20 protein-coding genes are annotated in these 19,909 nt (G+C 65.0%); 13 read left to right on the top strand and 7 right to left on the bottom strand.

The window, feature by feature from the left end; genetic code table 11:
• Positions 1–48: 48 nt before the first annotated feature.
• Both KHP16_RS19485 and KHP16_RS19480 read left to right on the top strand, forming a co-directional pair.
• Positions 49–621 (top strand): histidine phosphatase family protein, encoded by a 573-nt coding sequence (locus tag KHP16_RS19485; RefSeq protein ID WP_109584709.1) that lies wholly within the window; start codon positions 49–51, stop codon positions 619–621.
• 63 nt (positions 622–684) lie between these two features.
• Positions 685–2,226, top strand: coding sequence for a methyl-accepting chemotaxis protein (locus KHP16_RS19480; protein ID WP_109584708.1), 1,542 nt, complete (start codon positions 685–687; stop codon positions 2,224–2,226).
• A 9-nt stretch (positions 2,227–2,235) separates the two neighbouring features.
• Here KHP16_RS19480 and cyoD read toward each other — a convergent pair whose 3' ends face one another.
• Genes cyoD through cyoA form a run of 4 tightly spaced genes read right to left on the bottom strand, consistent with a single transcriptional unit; the run spans position 2,236 to position 6,355 of the window.
• Positions 2,236–2,664, bottom strand: coding sequence for a cytochrome o ubiquinol oxidase subunit IV (cyoD, locus tag KHP16_RS19475; protein ID WP_109584707.1), 429 nt, complete (start codon positions 2,662–2,664; stop codon positions 2,236–2,238).
• Complete coding sequence (gene cyoC, locus KHP16_RS19470) at positions 2,661–3,317, bottom strand: cytochrome o ubiquinol oxidase subunit III (RefSeq protein WP_109584706.1); 657 nt, start codon at positions 3,315–3,317, stop codon at positions 2,661–2,663. The genes cyoD and cyoC overlap by 4 nt, the downstream gene beginning before the upstream one ends.
• A complete protein-coding gene (gene cyoB, locus KHP16_RS19465; RefSeq protein WP_109584861.1) occupies positions 3,310–5,313 on the bottom strand; it encodes a cytochrome o ubiquinol oxidase subunit I in 2,004 nt (667 codons plus the stop codon). Before cyoB ends, cyoC begins: the two co-directional genes overlap by 8 nt.
• 49 nt (positions 5,314–5,362) lie before the next feature.
• The gene (gene cyoA / locus KHP16_RS19460; RefSeq protein WP_244214814.1) at positions 5,363–6,355 is read right to left on the bottom strand and encodes a ubiquinol oxidase subunit II; all 993 of its coding nucleotides are present in this window, start codon (positions 6,353–6,355) and stop codon (positions 5,363–5,365) included.
• 203 nt (positions 6,356–6,558) lie between these two features.
• Between cyoA and KHP16_RS19455 the strand changes: the two genes are divergently transcribed.
• Entirely contained in the window at positions 6,559–7,878 is a 1,320-nt protein-coding gene (locus tag KHP16_RS19455; protein WP_109584704.1) for an MFS transporter, read from the top strand.
• An 84-nt stretch (positions 7,879–7,962) separates the two neighbouring features.
• The gene (locus KHP16_RS19450) at positions 7,963–8,508 is read left to right on the top strand and encodes a hypothetical protein (protein ID WP_211960924.1); all 546 of its coding nucleotides are present in this window, start codon (positions 7,963–7,965) and stop codon (positions 8,506–8,508) included.
• Here the strand turns inward: KHP16_RS19450 and cynR are convergent.
• Positions 8,453–9,394 (bottom strand): transcriptional regulator CynR, encoded by a 942-nt coding sequence (gene cynR, locus KHP16_RS19445; protein ID WP_109584702.1) that lies wholly within the window; start codon positions 9,392–9,394, stop codon positions 8,453–8,455. The genes KHP16_RS19450 and cynR overlap by 56 nt on opposite strands.
• A gap of 120 nt (positions 9,395–9,514) precedes the next feature.
• Here cynR and KHP16_RS19440 point away from each other — a divergent pair, with 120 nt between their 5' ends.
• Entirely contained in the window at positions 9,515–10,189 is a 675-nt protein-coding gene (locus KHP16_RS19440) for a carbonic anhydrase (protein ID WP_109584701.1), read from the top strand.
• Positions 10,190–10,660: a cyanase gene (gene cynS / locus KHP16_RS19435; protein WP_109584700.1), complete on the top strand. Its 471-nt coding sequence runs from the start codon at positions 10,190–10,192 to the stop codon at positions 10,658–10,660.
• A 14-nt stretch (positions 10,661–10,674) separates the two neighbouring features.
• On the opposite strand, the gene KHP16_RS19430 is transcribed toward cynS, so the two are convergent.
• Together KHP16_RS19430 and KHP16_RS19425 are read right to left on the bottom strand one after the other, a co-directional pair.
• Entirely contained in the window at positions 10,675–11,643 is a 969-nt protein-coding gene (locus KHP16_RS19430; RefSeq protein ID WP_179594488.1) for a quinone oxidoreductase family protein, read from the bottom strand.
• A 47-nt stretch (positions 11,644–11,690) separates the two neighbouring features.
• Positions 11,691–12,257 (bottom strand): TetR/AcrR family transcriptional regulator, encoded by a 567-nt coding sequence (locus KHP16_RS19425; RefSeq protein ID WP_109584860.1) that lies wholly within the window; start codon positions 12,255–12,257, stop codon positions 11,691–11,693.
• A gap of 210 nt (positions 12,258–12,467) precedes the next feature.
• Here KHP16_RS19425 and KHP16_RS19420 point away from each other — a divergent pair, with 210 nt between their 5' ends.
• The 7 genes from KHP16_RS19420 (at position 12,468) to KHP16_RS19390 (ending at position 19,730) form a co-directional block, all read left to right on the top strand.
• Positions 12,468–13,136 (top strand): CDP-alcohol phosphatidyltransferase family protein, encoded by a 669-nt coding sequence (locus KHP16_RS19420; protein WP_109584698.1) that lies wholly within the window; start codon positions 12,468–12,470, stop codon positions 13,134–13,136.
• Between the two features lie 22 nt (positions 13,137–13,158).
• The gene (locus KHP16_RS19415) at positions 13,159–13,965 is read left to right on the top strand and encodes a HalD/BesD family halogenase (RefSeq protein WP_375153840.1); all 807 of its coding nucleotides are present in this window, start codon (positions 13,159–13,161) and stop codon (positions 13,963–13,965) included.
• A complete protein-coding gene (locus tag KHP16_RS19410; protein ID WP_211960923.1) occupies positions 13,962–14,951 on the top strand; it encodes a lysylphosphatidylglycerol synthase domain-containing protein in 990 nt (329 codons plus the stop codon). The genes KHP16_RS19415 and KHP16_RS19410 overlap by 4 nt, the downstream gene beginning before the upstream one ends.
• Before the next feature lie 69 nt (positions 14,952–15,020).
• Positions 15,021–15,785, top strand: a complete 765-nt coding sequence (locus KHP16_RS19405) for a phosphocholine cytidylyltransferase family protein (protein ID WP_109584695.1) — start codon at positions 15,021–15,023, stop codon at positions 15,783–15,785.
• Positions 15,782–17,473 (top strand): phosphoenolpyruvate mutase, encoded by a 1,692-nt coding sequence (aepX, locus tag KHP16_RS19400; protein ID WP_109584694.1) that lies wholly within the window; start codon positions 15,782–15,784, stop codon positions 17,471–17,473. Before KHP16_RS19405 ends, aepX begins: the two co-directional genes overlap by 4 nt.
• Positions 17,470–18,663, top strand: coding sequence for a phosphonopyruvate decarboxylase (aepY, locus tag KHP16_RS19395; protein ID WP_211960922.1), 1,194 nt, complete (start codon positions 17,470–17,472; stop codon positions 18,661–18,663). Before aepX ends, aepY begins: the two co-directional genes overlap by 4 nt.
• Complete coding sequence (locus tag KHP16_RS19390; protein WP_211960921.1) at positions 18,663–19,730, top strand: 2-aminoethylphosphonate aminotransferase; 1,068 nt, start codon at positions 18,663–18,665, stop codon at positions 19,728–19,730. The genes aepY and KHP16_RS19390 overlap by 1 nt, the downstream gene beginning before the upstream one ends.
• Positions 19,731–19,909: the final 179 nt, after the last annotated feature.

Genomic DNA, 19,909 nt, shown 5'->3' with positions numbered 1-19,909 from the left:
CGGCGCGCGTGCTATGTTGAAGGGGTTTGTTCGCTGCCGGAGTGCGCGATGGCCCTGTCTTTCGTGTTCGCACGCCTCCTACCCGTATTGCTGCTGGTGGCGCCCGCCCTCGGCGTGGCCCAGCCGTCGGTGGCCGACGCGTCGCTGCGGCAGCCTAACGTGCTGGTGATCCTGCGGCATGCCAGCGCGCCCGGCCTTGGCGATCCGCCGGGGTTCCGGATCGACGATTGCAGGACACAACGCAACCTGGATGCCGCCGGCCGGCAACAGGCGGTCGACCTCGGCGCGGCATGGCGACGGGACGGCTTCCGGCCGACGCGCGTCATGAGTAGCGCGTGGTGCCGGTGCCAGGAAACCGCGCGGCTGATGGATGTCGGTCCCGTGCGCGTCGAGCCGATGCTCAACTCCTTCTTCGAGGCCGAGGGCGCCGCGCGCACCGCCCAGACCGAACGCCTGTCCCGATTCATCGATAGCCTCGACCCGAAAGGCGGCCCTTACCTGATGGTCACGCATCAGGTGGTGATCTCCGCGCTGACGGGGCACGGCGCGCGAAGCGCGGGGGGCGTGGCCATCGAACTGCCAGTGAACGGCGGACAACGCCGCGTACGCGTGCTGGATTAGGCATTCAAGGAACGGCTACTCGCTGCCGATAGTTCGTCCAATGGCACTCATCAGGCAGATGAAATGAAAAACCTCGGTATTGGCGTACGCCTCGGCATTGGCTTTGGCGTGGTGTTATTGCTGTCCCTTCTCATGACCGTTTACGGCATGTCGCGGCTACAAGACGTTGCCAGCCACACGCATGCCATGATGCAGGAACCGCTGGCAAAGGAACGTATCGTCAGCGACTGGTATCGGCTGATGTACGCGAGCGTGCGTCGCACGACGGCGACCGCGAAGAGTGCCGACCCGACGCTGGGTGCCTTCTTCGCGAAGGAGACCAAGTGGTCGGCCGACACGATTGCCGCGATGCGCGACAAGATCGAGCCGATGCTGGTCTCCGATGCCGAAAAGGCCGCGTTCCAGAAGATCCTGCAGGTGCGCAACCCGTACAACGAGTCGCGCGACAAGATCGCGCGCTTCAAGAAGGAAGGCCAGACCGACGAAGCGAACAAGGTGCTGGAGACCGAGTTCGTGCCGGCCGGCGATGCCTACCTTGCCGAGATCCAGAAGCTGCTCGATATCCAGCGCGCGTCGATCGACGATACCGCGAAGGAAATCAACGAGACCTATCTTGCTGCCCGTAACCGCATGATCGCGCTTGGCGTGGTGATGCTGGCGATCGGTGCCGGCTTCGCGTTCTGGCTCACCATCGGCATCACGCGTCCGCTGCACCGTGCGGTGCATATCGCGCGCACCGTGGCATCGGGCGACCTGACCAGCCGCATCGACGTGGACCGCACCGACGAGACGGGCCAGCTGCTCGAGGCGCTGCGCGAGATGAACGAGAACATCCTCGGCATCGTGCAGGAGGTCCGCCACGGTACGGAAGCCATCGCCACGGGCACCAGCCAGATCGCCGTGGGCAATACCGACCTGTCGCAGCGTACCGAAGAGCAGGCGTCCTCGCTCGAGGAAACCGCATCGAGCATGGAGCAGCTCACCGGCATCGTGCGCCAGAACGCGGACAATGCGCGTCAGGCGAGCTCGCTGGCCGTCAATGCGTCGGACGTCGCCATCAAGGGTGGCGAGGTGGTGGGCCAGGTGGTCAACACGATGGAGGAGATCAGCGGCGCGTCGCGCAAGGTCGTCGACATCATCGCCGTGATCGAGGGCATCGCGTTCCAGACCAACATCCTGGCGCTTAACGCAGCGGTGGAAGCGGCGCGCGCGGGCGAGCAGGGCCGTGGTTTTGCGGTGGTGGCGGGCGAGGTGCGCAGCCTCGCGCAACGCAGCGCCACGGCGGCGAAAGAAATCAAGTCGCTGATTGGGGACTCGGCCGAGCGTGTCGAACGGGGCTCCGAACTCGTTTCGGAAGCGGGTCAGACCATGGAGCAGATCGTCAGCGCGGTGAAGCGCGTGACGGACATCATGGGCGAGATCAGCGCGGCCTCCGCGGAGCAGAGCGCCGGCATCGAGCAGGTGAATCAGGCCGTGACGCAGATGGACACCGTGACGCAGCAGAACGCCGCGCTGGTGGAGCAGGCCGCGGCCGCCGCGGGCTCGCTCGAAGAGCAGGCCCAGCGGCTCAAGGAAGCCGTAGCGATCTTCCGCCTTGCGGCTTAAGGCGCTCGGTCAAGGGGACTTGGGCGGCACGATTTGCCCGCCCTCCGGAAGCTGGACGTTCTGCATGTTGGGCATCATGTTCGTGTTCAGGTGGAACATCACCCAGAGCGTGCCCGACAGCGTGATCACCACGAGCACGAGCGTGAAGATCAGCGCGAGCAGCGTCCAGCCGTTCTCCGAGCGCGCATTCATGTGCAGGAAGTAGATCATGTGAACGACGATCTGCACGGCGCCGAGGCCGAGCAACACCAGCGCCGTCGTCGACGACTTGTCGAACACTTTCCCCATCACCAGCCAGAACGGTATCGCGGTCAGCACGACCGACAGCACGAAACCCGTGACGTAACCGCTCATCGTCGAATGCGCGGCCCCCGCCAGCTCGTCGTGGCCATGATCGTCGTCATGGCCGTGGCCGATTGCCTCGTCATGCGCGCTCATGGCAGGACTCCCATCAGATAGACGAAGGTAAAGACGCCGATCCACACGACGTCCAGAAAGTGCCAGAACATCGACAGGCACAGCAGCCGGCGCCGGTTGGCGGTGATCAGGCCGTGCTTGCCGAGCTGGAACATCAGCGTGATGAGCCAGACGATGCCGAAGGTCACGTGCAGCCCGTGCGTGCTGACCAGCGCGAAGAACGATGTCAGGAACGCGCTGCGCCGCGGCCCGGCGCCTTCGTGGATCAGGTGCGCGAACTCATAGAGCTCCACGCAGAGGAAGGCCACGCCGAACAGCCCCGTGATGGCCAGCCAGATCTGCGTGCCGCGCAGGTTCCGCTTCTGCATCTCGAGCATCGCGAAACCGTACGTGATGGACGAGAGCAGCAGGAACGTCGTATTGAGCGCGACGAGAGGCAGGTCGAACAGCTCGGCACCCGTGGGACCGCCCGCATACTCGCGGCCCAGCACGCCGTAAGCGGCGAACAGGCAAGCGAAGATCAGGCAGTCGCTCATCAGGTAGAACCAGAACCCGAGCAGCGTCCCGTTGGCCGGATGATGTTCCTTGGGAATGTAGAACTGCAGCGGCTCCTGCCGCGAACCGTCTTCGGGCGCGGCCGCGCCGCCGGCGAGGGGGATCGTCGTATCAGCCATGGCTGCCTAGCAGTTGAGTGCGCGCGGCTTCGGTCCGGACCACGTCGTCGGCCGGGATGTAGTAATCGCGCTTGTAGTTGAAGGTGTGATAAATGGCGCCGAAGATCGTGGCGGCGAACGAGACGACCACGAGCCACCAGATATGCCAGATCAGGCCGAATGCGCAGATGGAACTCAGTGCGGCGAGCACGATGCCAGCGGCGGTGTTCTTCGGCATATGGATCGGGATGAAGCCTTCGAGCGGACGCTTGTAGCCATGCTGCTTCATCTGCCACCACGCGTCGGTGTCATGCACGATGGGCGTGAACGCGAAGTTGTATTGCGGCGGCGGCGACGAGGTCGACCATTCCAGCGTGCGGCCATTCCACGGATCCCCCGTGGTATCGCGCAGCGCCTCCCGGCGCCGGAAGCTCACGAACAGCTGGATCAGGAAGCTGGCGATACCGAGCGCGATCAGGAACGCGCCAAACGCGGCCAGCTGGAACCAGATCTGCAGCGACGGATCCTGGAAGTGGTTCATGCGCCGGGTCACGCCGAGCAGGCCCAGCCAGTACAGCGGCATGAAGGCGAAGTAGAAGCCGACGAGCCAGAACCAGAACGAGCACTTGCCCCAGAACGGATCGAGGCGGTAGCCGAAGGCTTTCGGGAACCAGTACGTGATGCCGGCCATGAGGCCGAACAGCACGCCGCCGATGATCACGTTGTGGAAGTGGGCGATCAGGAACAGGCTGTTGTGCAGGGAGAAGTCGGCGGGCGGCACCGCGAGCAGCACGCCGGTCATGCCGCCGATCACGAAGGTGACCATGAATCCGACGGTCCACAGCATCGGCACCTCGAAGCGGATGCGGCCGTGGTACATCGTGAACAGCCAGTTGAACACCTTCGCCCCGGTCGGGATGGAGATGATCATCGTCGTGATGCCGAAGAACGAGTTGACGCTGGCCCCCGATCCCATCGTGAAGAAGTGGTGCAGCCAGACAAGGTAGGACAGCACCGTGATCACGACGGTCGCATACACCATCGACGCATAGCCGAACAGGCGCTTGCGGCAGAAGGTGGCGACGACTTCCGAGAACACGCCGAACACGGGCAGCACCAGGATATAGACCTCGGGGTGCCCCCAGATCCAGATCAGGTTCACGTACATCATCGCGCTGCCGCCGTTATCGACGGTGAAGAAGTTGGTGCCGACGTAGCGGTCGAGCGCCAGCAGGCCGAGCGCCGCGGTCAGCACCGGGAATGCCGCGATGATCAGCACGTTCGTGCACAGCGAGGTCCACGTGAAGATCGGCATGCGCATCAGGCTCATGCCGGGCGCGCGCATCTTGATGATTGTCACCAGTAGATTGATCCCTGATAACAATGTCCCGACCCCCGCCACCTGTAGCGCCCATATGTAGTAATCCACGCCGACATCGGGACTGTGGAGAATGCCCGATAACGGCGGATAGGCGAGCCAGCCGGTCTTCGCGAACTCACCAACGAACAGCGACATCATCACGAGGATTGCGCCGCCAGTCGTCATCCAGAAGCTGAAATTGTTCAGGAACGGAAACGCGACGTCGCGCGCGCCGATCTGGAGTGGCACGACGAAGTTCATCAGCCCCGTGACGAGGGGCATCGCCACGAAGAAGATCATGATCACGCCGTGCGCCGTGAAGATCTGATCGTAGTGATGCGGCGGCAGGTAGCCAAGGTTGTCACCGAAAGCGACGGCCTGCTGGATCCGCATCATGACCGCATCGGCAAAGCCGCGCAGCAGCATGATCACGCCGAGGATCACGTACATGATCCCGATCTTCTTGTGATCGATGCTCGTGAACCACTCGTGCCAGAGATAACCCCAGACGCGGAAGTAGGTCAGCGCGCCGACCAGGGCGAGCCCGCCCAGCGCGACCACGATGAAGGTAACGAGCAGGATGGGCTCGTGATACGGAATGGCTTCCCACGTAAGCCGGCCGAAAATCTGCGTGGCGAGTTCGGAACGCTCGGGCATGTTGATCACCAAAGGCCGTAGCGGCCATCAGAAGTTGTCGAGAAGCGTGTCAGCGAACCAGGCGGCGATTGCCGAGCGCGTCGGCGACGGCGTCGCCGGTCACCGCGGTGGCGTCGGCGCCGATCGTGTTGCTGGCGGTGCAGACGTACGCGGACGGGTCGAACTTGCCGCGCGTGGCGTCGAGCGCCATCACATCGGCACGGCACGTCCCGCCCTCCACGCAGCGGTTCAGGATCGCGTCGTACAGCCCCGGCGCCACGCTGGCGAAGTGCTGCACGGGTTCGGCCTCGCTGGGCTTGGCCAGCTTGACGTAGGCGTCCCGCGACAGCTGGGCGCCCTCCGACTTGGCCTTGGCGACCCAGCGTGCGAAATCCTCGTTCGACATCCCGTGGAACTTGAACCGCATCTGCGAGAAGCCGGCGCCGCTGTAGTTGGCCGAGAAGCCGTCATAGACGCCGGGGCGATTGATGACCGCGTGGAGCTTGGTCTCCATGCCCGGCATCGCGTAGACCTGGCCCGCGAGCGCCGGAATGAAGAACGAATTCATGACATCGGTGGCCGTGATCTTGAAGCGGATGGGCTGGTCCACCGGCGCCACGAGCTCGTTGACGGTGGCGATACCCTGCTCGGGATAGAGGAACAGCCATTTCCAGTCGAGCGCGACCACCTCGACGGTCAGCGGCTTGGTGCCCGCGGGAATCGGGCGGCGATCGTCCAGATGCGTGAGCGGGCGATAGGGGTCGAGCTGGTGGGTACTCACCCACGTCACGGCACCCAGCGCGATGATGATCAGCAGCGGTGCCGACCAGATGCCCAGCTCCAGCGTGGTCGAGTGGTCCCAGTCGGGGTTGTAGGTCGCCTCCGTGTTGGACTCCCGGTATCGGAAGGCGAATACCAGCGTCATCGTGATCACCGGAACGATGATCAGCAGCATCAGGCACGTGGCGATGATGATGAGATCGCGCTGCTTGACTGCCAGATCACCCGACGGTGAGAGCAGCACTGCGTTGCATCCTGCAAGGCCCATGGTCAGGCCGGACATGGTGACGAGTTTGATAGCTCCCCGCACCCCGAAATGTGATCGCACCGCCGGTTCTGAGCGTCCCATATTCGCAGAAGTGATGATTGAGTTACAGCAGCCCGAGTGTGACACTACAAACGATTCGGGTTTTATTGGAGTTTAGGCGCTATTCTTGTGATTGCAGTACGTCGCATCTCACAAAAATTTGTTGACTAGGAGCCACGATGTCGAGTCTGACCCATCAGCATCGGGAGTCGCCGGCTGCACCTCCGGCGCACGGACATGCCCAAATCGCTCCGGCCGAGATCGCCACGGGTGTCGTGATCGGGCGGGCGTCCGAGTACTTCGACTTCTTCACGTACGGCATCGCCTCGGTGCTCGTGTTCCCCTCGGTCTATTTCCCGTTTGCCGGCGAACTCGAAGGGCTCCTGCTTGCGTTCACGGTGTTCTCGTTTGCGTTTATCGGACGGCCGTTTGGAACGTCCTTGTTCATGCGCATCCAGCGGCGATGGGGACGCGGCACCAAGCTGACGGCTTCGCTGTTCCTGCTGGGTACCGCCACGGTGGGCATCGCGTTCCTGCCGACCTACGCGACACTGGGGACGACTTCGATCGTGCTGCTGTCCGTGTTCCGCTTCCTGCAAGGGGTGGCATTCGGGGGGTCGTGGGATGGACTGCCGTCGCTGCTCGCACTCAACACGCCGCCCGAGCGACGCGGCTGGTACGCGATGCTGGGGCAGCTCGGCGCGCCGACCGGCTTCATCGTGGCGGGCGCGTTGTTCCTGTTCCTGCATGCGAGCCTGACCGAGGCCGAGTTCCTCGACTGGGGCTGGCGCTACCCGTTCTACGTCGCGTTCGCCATCAACGTCGTCGCGCTGTTCGCGCGGCTGCGGCTCGTGGTCACGCACGAATACACCCGTCTGCTGGACGAGGTCGAACTCGAGCCGATTACCACGGTGGAGATCATGCAGGCCCAGGCCGGCAATATCTTCCTCGGCGCTTTTGCCGCCCTCGCCAGCTATGCGCTGTTCCACCTCGTGACGGTGTTTCCGCTGTCATGGATCCAGTTGCACAAGACGCAGGAGCTGGGCGACGTGCTGGCGATACAGATCGTGGGCGCGGCGATCGCCATCATCAGTACCGTGCTGTCGGGCTGGATCGCCGACCGCGTGGGCCGGCGCACGATGCTGGGGACGATGGCGCTGCTCATCGGCGTGTTCAGCCTGTTTGCGCCATGGCTGCTCGACGGGGGCGCCACCGGGCAGGACATGTTCATCCTGATTGGCTTCGCGCTGCTGGGCTTGTCCTATGGACAGGCGGCGGGCGTCGTCACCTCGAACTTCGAACGGCGCTACCGTTATACGGGCGCGGCGCTGACCACGGATTTCGGCTGGCTGTTCGGCGCGGCCTTCGCACCGCTCGTCGCGCTGGGGCTGTCGGCCCGTTTCGGGCTGGTGGCGGTCAGCCTGTATCTGCTGTCGGGCGTGGTTTGCACGCTGCTGGCGCTGCGGATCAACCGGTCGCTGGGCACGCACCAGCAATAGCGCGCTTCGCTCATTTTCGGCTCATTGTCGCTGCGTACGATGGTTTCCACGCCACCATTTCACGCAACGACCCTGGAGCCGAACATGAACATCCTGCTGGGTTTTTCCCCTTTTCTTGCATTCGCGATCGTCGAGCACCTGCTCGGCATTCTGGCCGGTCTGACCGCGGGCGCGGTCATGGCACTGGCGCTCGTCGTCCGCGATGCCGCGACCGGACGATCGGTGAAGGTGCTCGAGATCGGCACCGTGATCCTGTTCGGCGCGCTGGCGCTGTATGCGTGGCGCGAGCAACCGGCGTGGAGCATCGCGCAGGTGCGCATGGTCGTGGATGCGGGTCTGCTCGGCGTGGTACTGGCCTCGATGGCCATCGGCATGCCGTTCACGATGCAGTATGCGCGGGAACGGGTGCCCCCATCACTGTGGCGCCATCCGACCTTCGTGCGGATCAACTACGTCATTACCGGAGTCTGGGCGCTGGCCTTCCTGGCCCTGATCGGCGCCGACGTGCTGATGCGGACGCGCCCCGGTGCAGGTGCACTGCTAACCGTGGCGGCCCTGTGCGCGGCGGTCCGTTTCACACAGCACTACCCGCGCCATGTGGCGGCGTCGGCAGCGGCGCCCCGGCAGTAGGCAGCATCGTCTCCAGACCTTCCATCGCGAACGCGATGAAGGCTCGCGCCGCCGCCGTCTGATAAGCGCCCTTGCGCTGAAGGAGGGCGGCGCGCCGCGGCGGAAGCGGCACCTCCAGCTTCAGGATGCGCAGATCGTCGTGCACGTTGGCGATTGCCGACGGCAGCACGGTGGCGAACCGGCCGCTGCGCACCGCTTCGATCACGCCCGACACGGAGTTCATCTCGATCATGATCTTCGGCACGATGCCGAGCGGCGCGAAATACCGCTCGATGTAGCCACGCGTCGCGAACTCCCGTGTGAGCAGCGCCATCGACTCGCGCTCAAGATCGGCCGCTTTCAGGGCCGTGCGTCGCTTCGCATGCGGATGCTGGATGCCGACCATCAGCGACAGCGCCTCCTCGAAGAGCGACAGCGCTTCCACTTCGGGCAGATGGATGTCGTCGAACGCAATGCCGATATCGATGGCATCGTCGGCCAGCAACGGTTCGACGCGCTCCTGCGGCATCTCGCGGATGCTGAGCGAGATGTTCGGATAGCGTGCATTGAAGGCCACGACCAGTTGGCTGAACAGATACGGGGTGAACGTCGGCGTCATCCCAAGCCGCAGGTTGCCCCGCGTGAGCTCGCCCACATCGTGGATCGCCCGGCGGCCCGCCTCCAGATCGTGGATCGCCCGCCGGGCATGCACCAGATAGGCCTCGCCGGCGTCGGTCAACCGGGTCGTCCTGCCGGTGCGGTCGAATAGCTGCGCGCCGAGCGCGTCCTCGAGCTGGCGGATCTGCTGGGACAGCGTGGGCTGGGACACGTGCACCAGCTCCGCGGCGCGCGTGAAATTGCCCGTCTCGGCAACGGCCAGGAAATAGCGGATGTGGCGCAGCAGCATGGAGCCCGTCTGTTATTGGTTTTGCCTATCAAAAACATAATAAACCCGTCTTTGACGTTATAGCTCAGAACGCCGATGCTTGCATCACAGCGAACGACGTTGCCACCGATGGAGCGAGCCATGCAAGACCTGATCGAAGGTTTCCTGAAATTTCAGCGGGAGGAGTTTCCCAAGCGGTCCGAGCTGTTCAAGCGCCTGGCCACCACGCAGAAACCGCCGACCCTGTTCATTGCGTGCTCCGACAGCCGCGTGGTGCCGGAACTGCTGACCCAGCGTGAGCCCGGCGATCTGTTCGTCATTCGCAATGCCGGCAATATCGTGCCGTCATACGGTGTGCAGCCCGGCGGCGTTTCCGCGAGCGTGGAATACGCGGTGGTCGGGCTGGGCGTCAGCGATATCGTGATCTGCGGCCACTCGGATTGCGGCGCGATGACAGCGGTAGCGAAGTGCACCTGCCTCGACCATATGCCGCAGGTGGCTGGGTGGCTGCGCCACGCGGATGCCGCCAAGGCCATCAACGCGTCGCGCGAGCATGCCGACGACAAGGCCCGCGTCGATGGCATGGTCCGCGAAAACGTGAAGGCGCAGATCGCCAACCTGAGGACGCATCCGTCCGTGGCGAAGGCGCTCGGCGAAGGCCGCCTCACGATCCACGGCTGGGTCTACGACATCGGGACCGGCTCCATCGATGCCTTCGACGGCATCACCGAACAATTCGTTTCCCTCGCGGATCACCGTACGGTGGCCGCAACCCGCACCACCCCCGCTACTCGTTCCCCTGCCAAGGAGGCATAAATGCCGCAATCGCAAGTCAGCCAAACCACCCGCCAGAACCTGACGGACGTCATTATCGAAGCCAAGGACCGCAAGGGCCTCACGTTCGAACAGATCAACGAAGGCACTGGCCTGAGCCTGGCGTTCGTCACTGCCGCGCTGCTCGGTCAGCATCCATTGCCGGCCGACGTGGCCAGGATCGTGGCCGCCCGCCTGGACCTCGATGACGATGCCATCCGCCTGCTGCAAACCATTCCCGTCCGCGGCAGCATTCCGGGCGGCGTACCGACCGATCCGACCATCTACCGGTTCTACGAGATGGTGCAGGTCTACGGCTCGACGCTGAAGGTGCTCGTGCACGAGAAGTTTGGCGACGGCATCATCAGCGCGATCAACTTCAAGCTGGACATCAAGAAGGTCGAAGATCCGGAAGGCGGCCATCGCGCGGTGATCACGCTCGACGGCAAGTACCTCCCCACCAAGCCGTTCTGACCCACCGTGCCCCTTCAAGGCACCAGCAGCAGCTTGCCGGTGGTGGCGCGGCTCTCCATGGCCCGGTGGGCCCGAGCCGCATCCGCCAGTGGATACACCCCGCCGATATTCACGCGCAGCTGGCCCTGGCGAATCCATTCGAACAATTGGGTCGCCTTCTCGCGCAGCAGCGCGGGCGTGTGGATGTGATCGAAGAATGTCGCATAGCCAATCTTGATGCTGCGCGGCAGCTTCATGATCTCGAGGGGCCCCGGACCGCCGAGCACCGGACCGTACCAGCAGAACGTGCCGGATCGGCGCAGCGAGGCCAGCGAATCCCTGAACGTGAGCGGGCCCGAGCCGTCGAAGACCGCATGCACGCCCTCGCCTTCCGTGAGGCGCAGCACCTCGTCGGCGAACCGCCCGCTGTGATCGACGATCACATGTTCCGCGCCAGCGCCTTTGGCCGCAGCCACCTTGTCCGTCGAGGAGACGCGGCCGATGACACGGCCGCCGCGCAGGCGGATGATCTGGGACAGCAGTTGTCCGACGCCGCCCGCCGCCGCATGGACGAGCGCGACGTCGCCAGGCTGCACCGGATAGAAGTCGGTAGCAAAGTGGCTGGCCGTGATGCCCTGCATCATGACGGCCGCCGCCGTGCGATCGTCGATGTCGTCGGGAATCGGCACCAGTGCCGTCGCCGGCGCGACGATGCGGTCCGCATAGCTGCCGGGCACGTAGATCCATGCCACGCGCTGTCCCGGACGCAGATGCCCGACATCTCGGCCCACGGTCACCACACGCCCGGCGCCCTCGACGCCCAGGCGCTTCGGGTATCCGTACTCGGGCCAGAACTCGCCATGGCGTACGCCGATATCCATGAAATTGACGCCCGCTGCCGCCACGTCCACCAACACCTCGCCGTGCCCGACCTCGGGATCCGGCTGTTCGTCGAGTTTGAGGACTTCCGCGCCACCGGGGCGATCCATCGTGATGACCTTCATGACGATCTCCTTAATTGAACGATCATTCCAGAATTGAGCAAAAAAAATCAGCGCAGCGCCCGCAGCGTCATCGAGCCGATGACCTCGAGCTGCGCGGGGTCCGCGCCGCCACGGGCGGCGAGCCGGATGGCGGAGAAGCTCGCCATGACGTGCGTCGCCACGGTGTCGGGCGTCAGGGCGGCCGAGACATCGCCGGCGGCCTGCGCTTCCGCCGCCCGGCTGGCGATCGCCGAGGCGAGCATCCGATACGCGCGACCATGGATGGCCGACAGCTCGGGTTGCGTATTCCCGAACTCGCAAATCGAATGCACGCCGAGACACGCGTGGTCCGCCTCCGCGACCACGCGCTCGATCATTGCAGCGATGCCATCGTAAGCCTTCCCCGCACTGCGCAATGCATTGATGTGAGCGCTTGCTTCTATCGAAGTGTAACGGTCCACGGCGAGGCAATACAATTGCCACTTGTCGCCGTAGGTGTCGTACAGGCTTTGCCTGCCGATACCCATCGCCTGCGTCAGCATCTCCGTCGAGGTGCCCTCGAAGCCGTGTTGCCGGAATACGCCGATGGCGGCGTCCAGCGCGCGGTCCTTGTCGAATGCCTTGGGTCTAGCCATGCTGGAGTTGTACATATTCTGGACTGAATAGTCAAGAAATACCTTCCCAAAAAATACGCCTCATGGCGAGTTGGAGTATTCTTCGCGCCAGAGCCAACCCGCCCGGCACCTGTCTGCGGGGATACTTGTCAATCGCAGGTCGCCGGCGTACTGTTTGACGTTTGACGTTTTGCCCCCCAGCCTTTCTCTCGCTTCCTGGATAGTTTCCGGATGAACAACAATTCGACAAATTTTCCAGACGAGCCGCCTCTGCCGCCGACCTGGGATGCACGCCTCGCGCGTCGCCTGGTCCGCCCCCTCAAGCACACCCGCGTCACGCCCAACCACCTGACGACCGTCCGCCTCCTGATCGGCCTTGCCGGCGCAATCGCGCTGACGCGCGGCGGGTATTTGTGGACAAACATCGGCGCCTTCCTGATCGTGCTGTCGAACTTCGTCGATCACACCGACGGTGAACTGGCCCGCATCAGCGGGAAGGGCAGCAAGTTCGGCCATTTCTACGATCTGGCTGCCGATGCGCTCGTTACGATCCTGCTGTTCGGCTGCATGGGCGTGGCTATCGCGAGCCCGGATGAAAAGGGCCCGCTCGGCTCCGCCGCGCTTGGCACCATCGCCGGCATCGCCGTGGCGCTGATCTTCTTCCTGCGCATGCGCATCGAGTCGATGGTGGGCAAGAGCGGCACGAAGCAGGCGCGCGCCGCCGGCTTCGAGACCGAAGACGTGCTGTACCTGCTGCCGCTCGTCACGCTGTTCGATGGCATCGCCCCCTTCCTGAAGGCCGCCGCCATCGGCGCGCCCATCTTTGCGGCGTGGTGCATCGTCGACTACTGGCGGGTGGTGCGCCGCACCCAGCCCGTCATGAATTCCAAGGACGCCTGAGGTACCCATGACTGACCAGGCCATGCGCGCGAGCGCATCCGACGTGACCCTGCCCGGCACGTCGCAACCGCATGCGGCACGCGCCGCGTCCACGCCCGACGCCGATGTCGCGCGCGAGACCGCCGCATTGGACAACGCCGCGCTGCGCGAAGATTTCGTCCGCCAGGGCGCGTTCCTGTATCTCGACAAGTTCCTCGCGCCGGACGCGACGGCGCAGCTGATCCGGCTGGCGCGCGAACTGCAGCCGCACATCAACCGCAACTACCTGCCCGGCCACAAGCAGGGCGGCAGCGTGAGCCGGCATACGATCGACGAGCATGCGCCGTTCATCGCCGAACTCTATCGCTCGAAGGCGCTCATCGGCTGGCTCGAGCAGATGACCGGCGACCGCCTTCAGGTATGCCCCGCGACCGATCCGCACGCGTACGCGCTGTACTACTACACGCGCGAGGGCGACCACATCGGGTGGCATTACGACACCTCGTACTACGACGGCCGCCGATACACGGTGCTGCTTGGCGTGATCGACGAGTCGTCGTGCCGGCTGGACTACGAATTGCACACGCGCGACAAGGATCGCGCCGACGAGCCGGGCTCCGTCGCGATTCCACCGGGCGGCCTCGTGCTGTTCGACGGCGACAAGCTGCGCCACCGCATCACGCCGGCGCGCGCCAACGAGTTCCGGGTTTCGCTCACATTCGAGTATGTGACCGACCCAGGCATGCGTCCGTGGCTGCGATTGATCTCCAATATGAAGGATGCGGTCGCGTACTTCGGTTTCCGTCAGGTGTTCCGGCGCCTGCTGTCGGGTGGGAAGAATCGCGCGTGACTCGTGCTGCAGTACTTCTGTTTACGATCGGCGCGGCACTGTTCGTCGCGCTGCTTGCATGGCGTGGTTTCGATGCGGTGGTGTCGACGCTGCTGGTGGCCAAATGGGGCCTCGCGCTCATCGCCGCGTTCCACCTGATTCCGCTGCTGCTCGATGCGGCATCGATCTGGGTGCTGATGCACCGGCATGGCGAAGGCAAGATCCGCGACGCGATCCTGACGCGCTGGGTCGGCGAATCGGTCAACAGCCTGCTGCCCGCGGGGCAGCTCGGCGGCCCCGTGCTGATGGTGCGGTACCTGTCGCATCGCGGCGCGCGCATTCGCGATGCCGCGGCGGCGATCACGGTCAGCACCACCGCGCAGGCGCTGTCGCAGATCCTTTTCGCGCTCGGTGGGGTGCTGCTGTTCAGCGCGAACGGCGGCCTCGCGGGCGAACGTGGACCCGTGATCGCGGCCACGGCGGTGCTGGCGCTGGCGGTGGTGGGGTTTGTCGTCCTGCAACGGCGCGGCATGTTCGGCCGCATGTTGCGGCTGCTGTCGAAGGTGTTCGGCAAGCGCGACTGGAAAGGCCTGACGGTCGGCGCGGACGCGGTGGACGAAGCGATCCGCGAACTGTATGGCGAGAAGGGCCGCGTGGCGGCAAGCTTTTTCCTGAATCTGATCGGCTGGATCGTCGGCACCGCCGAAGTCTGGCTCATCATGCATTTCCTCGGTCATCCGGTGAGCTGGGTCGACGCGTTGTTGCTGGAGTCGGTCGGACAGGCCATTCGCGGCGCGGCCTTCGCGATTCCGGGTTCGCTCGGCGCGCAGGAGGGCGGGTATCTGCTGCTGGCGCCGCTGGTCGGCCTGCCGCCAGACATGGCGCTGGTGCTGTCGCTGGCCAAGCGTGTGCGCGAGCTGATCCTTGGCCTGCCGGGCCTGTTGTATCTGCATTTGAGTGAACGGAAGTTCCAGCGCAGACGCGCGGCTTTGGAAGCTTCCGAATGACGGGCGGCCGACCCTGCGGGACGCTGCCGCATCGGGGCCGATTTATTTTTTAACGCGAGTCACAGAATCATGCGAGCCATCATCCTTGCCGCGGGCCTTGGCCTGCGATTGCAGCAGCAGCCCGGGGCGCAGTTCCCCAAGTGCCTGCTGCGCTTCGACGGAACCACGTTGCTCGAGCGGCACGTGCGCATGCTGAATGCCGCGGGCGTGCAGGACATCGTGCTCGCGCTCGGCTTCGAGCCTCAGCAGGTGCAGGCCGAAGTGGAACGCCTTGGTCTCGCGCAGCGCCCGGAAATCGTCATCAACGAACGCTACGACCTTGGCAGCGTGCTGACCGTGCATACCGTGGCGGACGCCATGACGCGCGGCGGCGACGTGCTGTTGATGGACGCGGATGTGCTCTATGACGAGCGCATCCTCAAGGCGCTGGTCGCGGGCGAGAGCACCAACCGCCTGCTGATCGATCGCGACTTCGAGGCCGGCGACGAGCCGGTCAAGCTGTGCCTGAAGAACGGCGTGCCCGTGGAACTGCGCAAGCAGCTGATGGCCGATCTCGAGTACGACACCATCGGCGAATCCGTCGGTTTCTTCCGTTTCGACGAGAAGACCGCGCGCCGCCTGGCCGAAATCGTGGCCGGATACGTGGACAGCGGCCGCGCGAAGATGCCCCACGAAGAAGCAGTGCGCGACCTGCTGCTCGAGGGCGGCCACACGTTCGATACCGCCGACGTAACCGGCGCCCCCTGGATTGAAATCGATTTCCCTGGCGATGTGACACGCGCCGCCGAAGAAGTCCTGCCCCAACTGACGCGACCTGTAGGAGTTGCTCAATGAACGCCATCGACCCGAACCTGCTTTCGACCTCGCGCGCGGCCCGTCTGCGCCAGATGCTCCAGAGCAATGACCTCGAATTCATCATGGAAGCCCACAACGGCCTGTCCGCGCGCATCGTGCGCGAGGCGGGCTTCAAGGGCATCTGGGCCTCGGGCCTGGCCATTTCCGCGCAGTTCGGCGTGCGCGACAACAACGAGGCCAGCTGGACTCAGGTCGTCGACAACCTCGAGTTCATGGCCGATGCCAGCGACCTGCCGATTCTGCTCGACGGCGACACCGGCTACGGCAACTTCAACAACGTGCGCCGCCTGGTGCGCAAGCTCGAGCAGCGCGGCATCGCCGGCGTGTGCATCGAGGACAAGCAGTTCCCGAAGACCAACAGCTTCATCGGCGGCGAGCGCCAGCCCCTCGCCGACATGGACGAGTTCTGCGGCAAGATCAAGGCCGGCAAGGACTCGCAGGCCGACGACAACTTCTCGATCGTCGCGCGTGTGGAAGCGCTGATCGCGGGTTGGGGCATGGATGAAGCCCTGCGCCGCGCCGAGGCCTACCATCAGGCCGGTGCCGACGCGATCCTGATCCACAGCAAGTTGTCGAAGGCGGACGAGATCCTGACCTTCGCCCGCGAGTGGGCCGGCCGTTGCCCGATCGTGATCGTGCCGACCAAGTACTACAGCACGCCGACCGATGCGTACCGCAAGGCCGGCATCAGCCTCGTGATCTGGGCGAACCACCTGATCCGCGTGGCCGCATCGTCGATGCAGGCAGTGGCGAAGGACATCTACGAGAACGAGACGCTGGTCAACGTGGAAGACCGCATTGCCACCGTGAACGAGATCTTCCGCCTGCAGGACGCGGACGAGTATTCGGAAGCCGAGAAGATCTACCTGTCGGGCGGTTCGGGCCCAGGCGCGGCCGTGGTGCTTGCCGCGGGCCGCGGCAAGGGCCTCGAGGCACTGACCGAGGACAAGCCCAAGGTCATGCTGCCGATCGCCGGCAAGCCGCTGCTGCGCCATCTCGTCGATGGCTTCAAGAAGCAGGGCATCAATGACATCACCGTCGTTGGCGGCTATCAGGCCAAGGCGATCGATGCGGCGGGCATCAAGCTCACGGTCAACGAGCGCCATGCGCAGACCGGCGAGCTCGCGTCGCTGGCTTGCGCGGCCGATGCGCTGCAGGGCGACACCGTGATCGCTTATGGCGATCTGCTGTTCCGCAGCTATATCCTGCGCGACCTCGTCGAGAGCGACGCGCCGTTCACGGTGGTGGTGGATTCTTCGGAGACCGGGGCATCGAACCAGAGCGTGCGCGACTTTGTGTGGACCTCCTCGGCCGACGATCGCGATCTGTTCGGTCAGAAGGTCACGCTGCGCAAGGTGTCCGATGACGAGAACGGCGGCGAAGGCAAGGCCCATGGCCGCTGGATCGGCCTGCTGAACGTGCGCGGCGAAGGCGTGGCCAAGCTGCGGAAACTGCTGGGCGAACTGCGCGCGCGTCCGGACTTCGACTCGCTCGACGTACCCGACCTGCTCAACGCGCTCGTCGCGCAGGGCGAGGAAGTGGCCGTGACCTACGTGCATGGCCACTGGCGCGGTGTGAACGACCTCGAGGACTTCCGCCTGGCGGGCGACTTCGCGCACTCGCAGACCCCGTTCGCGACCGGCGCCGGCAACGAGGGTGCCCGATGATCGAAGCGGTCGAGTTCGTCGAGGCCGCGCGGGCGCGCGGCTTCGAATGGTACGCAGGCGTGCCATGCTCGTACCTGACGCCGTTCATCAACTACGTGGTGCAGGACCCGACGCTGCATTACGTGTCGGCTGCGAACGAGGGCGATGCGGTGGCGTTCATCGCGGGCGTCACGCAAGGGGCGCGCGAAGGCCGCCGCGGCGTGACGATGATGCAGAACTCGGGCCTCGGCAATGCCGTGAGCCCGCTCACGTCGCTCACGTGGACGTTCCGTCTTCCGCAACTGCTGATCGTCACGTGGCGCGGCCAGCCGGGCGGCGCGTCCGACGAACCGCAGCACGCGCTGATGGGACCGATTACGCCGGCGATGCTCGACACCATGGACATTCCATGGGAGTTGTTCCCGACAGAGGCCGACGCGGTCGGCCCGGCGCTTGACCGCGCGATCGCGCACATGGACAGCACGGGACGTCCCTATGCGCTGATCATGCAAAAGGGCAGCGTGGCGCCGTATGCGCTGGCATCGCAGCCGGCGTTGCCCGCGCGCTCGCGCGCGGCGGCGCAGACCGCCTGGCATGGCGTCGCGGAGGCGGCGCTGCCGACGCGCCGCGCCGCGCTGGAACGCGTGATCGCGCACACGCCGCTCGAAGGCACGGTCGTCGTGGCGTCGACCGGCTTCTGTGGCCGCGAGCTCTATGCGCTCGACGATCGGCCGAACCAGCTGTACATGGTGGGCTCGATGGGGTGCCTCACGCCGTTCGCGCTGGGCCTTGCCCTTGCACGTCCCGACCTCAGAGTCGTGGCCGTCGATGGCGACGGCGCGGCACTGATGCGCATGGGCGTGTTCGCGACCCTAGGCGCGTACGGTCCATCCAACCTCACGCATGTGCTGCTCGACAACGGCGCGCACGATTCGACGGGCGGCCAGGCGACGGTGTCGCGCAACGTCTCGTTCGCGGGTATTGCCGCGGCATGCGGCTATGCATCGGCGGTGGAAGGCGACCGGCTCGATCTGATCGACGAAGTATTATCGTCGACCCCCGGAGACGGCACGCGTTTCGTGCGGCTGGCCATCAGCGCCGGCACGCCCGACGGGCTGCCGCGTCCGACGGTATCGCCGGTGCAGGTGAAGACACGTCTGGGCCGGCATATCGGTGCCGATCAGGGTCGTACCGAGCAGGGAGAAAACTGATGCTGTTGCTGAACCCAGGTCCTGTCACGCTGAGCGAGCGTGTGCGCAAGAGCCTGTTGCAAACCGACCTGTGCCACCGTGAAGGCGAGTTCTTCGATCTGCAGGATGAAGCGCGCGCCCGCCTGCTGGGCGTGTACGCGCTCGATCCCGCTCAATGGTCCGCCGTGCTGATGACCGGGTCGGGCACGGCCGCCGTCGAAAGCATGATCGCGTCGCTCGTCCCCGAACAGGGCAAGCTGCTGATTGTGCAGAACGGTGTGTACGGCGAGCGCATCGCGCAGATCGCGACGCAATATCGCATCGCCCATACGCTGGTCACGCACGACTGGAAGAGCGCGCCGGACCTGTCGCGTGTGGCGGCCGCGCTGGACGCCGATCCGGCGATCACGCACGTTACCGTGATTCATCACGAAACGACGACGGGCCGTCTGAACGACCTGGCCGCGATCGACGCGCTGTGCCAGGCGCGCAAGGTGCGTCTGCTCGTCGACGCGGTGAGCAGCTTCGGTGCCGAGGCGGTCGACTTCTCGGGCAGCATCGATGCCGTGGCCGCCACGGCCAATAAGTGCCTGCACGGTGTACCGGGCGCGGCCTTCGTGGTCACGCGCCGCGCGGCGCTCGCCAATGCGGCCCAGCGCGCCTACTACCTCGACCTCGGCCGCATGGCCAGGCTGCAGGATCAGCGCAACACGCCGTTCACGCCGTCCGTGCATGCGTTCTACGCACTCGTGGAAGCGCTGCGAGAGTTCGAGGACGAGGGCGGCTGGCGGGCGCGTCACCAGCGCTATGCGGCGCTGGCGGAGCAGGTGCGTGTCGGGCTGGCCGATCTCGGCATCGCGCCGCTGTGGGCACCCGAGCAATCGTCGGTGGTGCTGCGCGCGTATCGTCTGCCCGCGGGCGTGACGTACGAACAGCTGCATGACGGACTCAAGACCCGTGGCTTTGTCATCTACGCGGGGCAGGGCGGGCTGTCGTCGGAACTGTTCCGTATCTCCACGATGGGCGCGCTCACGGCGGAGGACATGGACCGCCTGCTTCAGGGTTTTCGCGAACTCGTCAGTCAATAACGCTCCACCTGGCTCGCCAGAGTTTCGGCCGACGAAACTTTGATGCGGTGCAAAGTGACATCGATGCGCGAGCGCGCCTATAAGCGCTCTGATCACGCTTTCGATGTCATTTCATCCCGCAAAACCGCAGCGAGTCAGGAGAGCGCATGACCCCCCAACGCAGGTTTCCGCTGCGGCCC

Origin of the sequence: Cupriavidus plantarum (genome assembly GCF_905397285.1) — a bacterium.
GTDB lineage: Bacteria > Pseudomonadota > Gammaproteobacteria > Burkholderiales > Burkholderiaceae > Cupriavidus > Cupriavidus plantarum.
Note: the sequence above shows the minus strand (reverse complement) of the source record. Positions and strands in the feature narration are given on the sequence as shown.